The sequence below is a fragment of the Bauldia sp. genome, assembly GCF_020442045.1.
GTDB lineage: Bacteria > Pseudomonadota > Alphaproteobacteria > Rhizobiales > Kaistiaceae > Bauldia.
The window spans coordinates 1-3,878 of sequence record NZ_JAGRLA010000135.1 but is presented as its reverse complement, the minus strand read 5'-3'; the positions used below and the strand labels follow the sequence as shown (position 1 = coordinate 3,878).

Genomic DNA, 3,878 nt, shown 5'->3' with positions numbered 1-3,878 from the left:
CTCAGGCCGTCCCCGTCCGGACCGCCCGCCAGCGGTTCAGCCACACCGCCGCGAGGATCAGCGCGCCGAGCAGGAACTGGACCCAGTAGGGATCGACCTTGGCGAGCACCATGCCGTTCTCGATCAGGGCGATCAGCACCACCGCGAACATCGTCCCGAGCACCGAGATATAGCCGCCGGTCAGCGCGGCGCCGCCGATGATCGGGGCGGCGAAGGACAGGAGCAGCCAGTCGGCGCCGATCGTCGGCTGGGCGGAGCCGAGCTGGGCGACGGCAAGCACCGCGGCGCCTGCCGCGAGCGTGCCGGAGAGCACATGGGCGAGCACGATCACCCGCTCGTCGGAAATGCCGGAAAGCCGCGCCGCCGTCGGGTTGCCGCCATAGGCGAGGAGCTGCCGGCCGGGCGCCGTGCGGGTGAAGAAGACGCCGAGCAGCGCCGCGACGATGAGCGGCGCGACGAGGAGATAGGGGAAGGCGTAGAAGCGCTGCTCGCCGAAGGCGACCAGCGCCGGCGGCATGTTGTAGAAGGGGATCGACTCGGTGATGCCGAGGTTGATGCCGGTGAAGGCGGACGCGGTGGCGAGGGTGATGATGAAGCCGTTGATGCCGGTCCTCACCGTCAGCACGCCGTTGATCAGGCCACCGGCCGCGCCGATCGCGAGGGCGAGCGGAACCGCCAGGATCAGCGGAAAGCCGAGCACCTCCAGCATGCCGCCGAGCGAGATCGCGACGAGACCGCCGAGCGCGCCGACCGAGATGTTCATCTGGCCGACGCCGAGCGTCACCATCTGGGCGAAGCCGACCAGCAGCGCGACGCAGAAGCTCCTGAGCATGACGTAAATATTGAACTCGGTCAGGAAGTTCGGCGCTAGGAAGGCGAGGACGATTCCACCGAGAAGGATCGCCACAAGCAGGCCGGACCATTCGACGACGAGCAGACGGCGGAGCATGGCTAGCGTTGCCTCGTGGAGCGCCGCTCGGCATAGACGCCGCGATAGCGGTCGGCCATCACGGCGAAAAGCAGGATCAGGCCGAGGAAAAGCTGGAGCCAGAAATTGCCGATCTGGAGCACGAGCAGGCCGCTGCGGATGGTGGTGACCAGGGCCGCGCCGATCATCGTGCCGATCACCGCCACCGAACCGCCAGAGAGCAGCGTGCCGCCGAGGACCGGGCCGAGGAAGGAGGGCAGCAGCCATTCCTCGCCGCCGACCGAGGGGACGGCCGCGCCGAGGCGCGCGACGAGCATCAGCGCCGCACAGGCGGCGAGGAAGCCGGACAGCGCATGGCTGAAGACGATGACGCGATCGACCGGGACGCCGGACATCGCGGCGGCGCGCGCATTGGCGCCGGCGGCCAGAATCTGCCGGCCGAGCGTCGAGAAGCGGTAGAGCACGAACAGCGCCGCGCCGATCAGGATCGCGATGACGAGGAGCGGCGACAGGAATGTGCCGATCTTCAGCCGGCCGAAGGCACCGACCGCGGCCGGCAGCTCGCTATAGGGAACCGCCTTGGTCAGGATCAGCATGGCGCCGAGATAGAGGCTGGCGCTGGCCAGCGTGATGATGAAGCTGTTGACGCCGGTCTTGACGATGGCGATGCCGTTCAGCCAGCCGAGCAGCGCGCCGAGGGCCAGCGCCAGCGCCACGGCGACCGGAATCGGCAGGCCGAGATCCTGGAGCAGGAAGCCGGTCGCCATCACCGCGCAGACGCCGATCGAGCCGACCGCGAGATTCATCCCGCCGGTCGCCAGAACGACCATCTGCGAGAAGCCGATGACGATGTCGACCGCGAGCGAACGGCCGAGGTTGAAGAGGTTGAAGGTCGAGAGAAAGCCGGGCGCCAGCGACGAGAAGATCACCCACAGGATGACGACGATGGCAAGCAGGCCGATCTGGCCCGACGCGCCGCCGAGGCTCAGTCGCCGCCGGACCGGCGTATCCCGGATTGCATCATCGCTCATCAGGGGACCGCTCTGCTCAAGTCACTCCGCGCCGGGCGGAATGTCCGGAACGGAGCGCTCCGTTCCGGACGAGGCTGGATAATCCGGGGCCGCACCCTTACTGGCAGTTCAGATAGGTGTCCTTGAACTTGCCCTGGATGTCGGAGGTGATCTTCTTGAGATCATCCTTGTAGCTGTCGAGGTTGGCCTGGTTGATCACCAGCGTGCCGGAGTCGATGAACTTCGCGGTCTGCGGCGTCTCGATCCACGGCGCGTCGTCCTTGACGGTGCATTCGCCGCTCGCCATCAGGTCCATGACATAGGCGCCGATATAGCCCTGGCCGTAGGGGTTCTGGGCCATCGTGCCGGCGACGAAGCCGTCCTTGATCGCTTCCAGGACGATCTGGTCGTCATCGATGCCGATGAACTTGATGCGCTTGTCGCCAAGCGTCCGCAGCGACTTGGAGGCGACCACCGACGGGATGTAGCCGGTGGCGATCATGCCGTCGATCTCGTCCTTCTGGGCGCCGAGCAGGGCGTTGATCTTCTGGTCGGCGGCTTCCTGGGCGTCGGTGTCGGCGACGGTCTGGATCAGGGTCACGGCGCCGTTGGTCTCGGCGACGGCGGTCTCCACCGCCTTGACGCGGAGCGTCGTGTTGGGGTCGACCAGCAGGCCGGCGAGATGGACGATGTTGCCCTTGCCGCCCATCGCCTCGATCAGCGCCTTGGTGCCGAGATAGGCCGAGTTATAGACGTCGGTGCCGAGGCAGAAGGCGACGTCGCTCGGGTCCTGCGTGCAGCCGGCAAGCGCGGCCGAGGGGATGCCGGCCGAGGCGAGCTCGGCGACCGTCGAATTGATGCCGACCGGATCGGCGGGGAAGATGCCGAAGCCGTTATAGCCCTGCGCCGCGAGGCTCTCGAGCAGCTCGGTCTGCAGGTTGAGCTTCCATTCGGCCGGAACCTTGAAGTCCACCGCGGCGATGCCGAAGTCCTTCTGGGCGTCGGCGGCGGCCTGTTCCCAGGGGGCGAAATAGGGATGCGGTCCGCCCGGGATCAGGGCGATCTTGTTGTCGGAGGCGAACGCTCCGGTTGCGAAGGCGGTCGCCGCGATCGCCAATACGCCGAGGGCAGCCGGGAATCCCGGCCGTTTCAGAGATGTCATCTTGATCCTCCCATTTGGCGGCGTCCTCCCGACACCGTCTGCGCTCATCCTACTGAAAACGTATATCGCGTGCAATATCCATTATTGATCTGCCGGGTTTTTGCACATGCCCGATATTCCGCCGCCCGCGCCCCACCGCTCCTTGACTCGCCGGGAGGAGCGCATAGTCTGGTCGGCGAAGGTTTTCACGACATACCGGCTCCGACACGCCGGATGGCAGTTTGGCCCCGTCTTTCCCGCATCGTGGCGCATGCGCGGAAGCGGGGTTTTTGTTGTGACGACGGCTGGCAGGGGCAGACCGCGCGATGACGCAGAGCTATCCGATCGGCGTCCTCTTCTCGAGGCAGGGGCCCTATGCCCTGCTCGGGCGCGACGCCTTTGACGGCGCGCTGACGGCGCTCGGCGAGGTCAACGACGACCCCGCCTTCCCCTTCACGCTGGTGCCGCTGACCGGCGAGCCCGAGGGCGTCGCCGACCGCTACCAGGCGATCGCCGAGCGGCTGATCGCGCAAGGCGCGCGCCATGTTGTCGGCGGCATCACCTCGTGGAGCCGCAAGGAGATGATCCCGGCGATGGAGAAGGGCAATGCCCTCCTCTGGTACCCCTGCCCCTACGAGGGCTACGAGTGCTCCGATCGGGTCGTCTATCTCGGCGCCTGCCCCAACCAGCAGATCGTCCCGCTCCTCACCCATGTGATTCCGCGCTTCGGCGAGCGCGACTTCCTCGTCGGCCCGAACTACATCTGAGGCTGGGAGACCAACCGTATCGCCCGCACGCT

Annotated in this window: 4 protein-coding genes; 1 reads left to right on the top strand and 3 read right to left on the bottom strand. The window is 66.9% G+C overall.

Going from position 1 to position 3,878, the window contains the following annotated elements:
• Position 1: 1 nt before the first annotated feature.
• From KDJ86_RS15435 to KDJ86_RS15425, 3 genes are all read right to left on the bottom strand, one after another.
• A complete protein-coding gene (locus tag KDJ86_RS15435; protein ID WP_291747733.1) occupies positions 2-949 on the bottom strand; it encodes an ABC transporter permease in 948 nt (315 codons plus the stop codon).
• A 2-nt stretch (positions 950-951) separates the two neighbouring features.
• Positions 952-1,959: an ABC transporter permease gene (locus KDJ86_RS15430; protein ID WP_291747730.1), complete on the bottom strand. Its 1,008-nt coding sequence runs from the start codon at positions 1,957-1,959 to the stop codon at positions 952-954.
• Positions 1,960-2,056: 97 nt separating this feature from the next.
• On the bottom strand, positions 2,057-3,100 hold the full coding sequence (locus tag KDJ86_RS15425) for a sugar ABC transporter substrate-binding protein (protein ID WP_291747727.1): 1,044 nt from the start codon (positions 3,098-3,100) through the stop codon (positions 2,057-2,059).
• Between the two features lie 305 nt (positions 3,101-3,405).
• Here KDJ86_RS15425 and KDJ86_RS15420 point away from each other — a divergent pair, with 305 nt between their 5' ends.
• Positions 3,406-3,846, top strand: a complete 441-nt coding sequence (locus KDJ86_RS15420; RefSeq protein WP_291747724.1) for a transporter substrate-binding protein — start codon at positions 3,406-3,408, stop codon at positions 3,844-3,846.
• Positions 3,847-3,878: the final 32 nt, after the last annotated feature.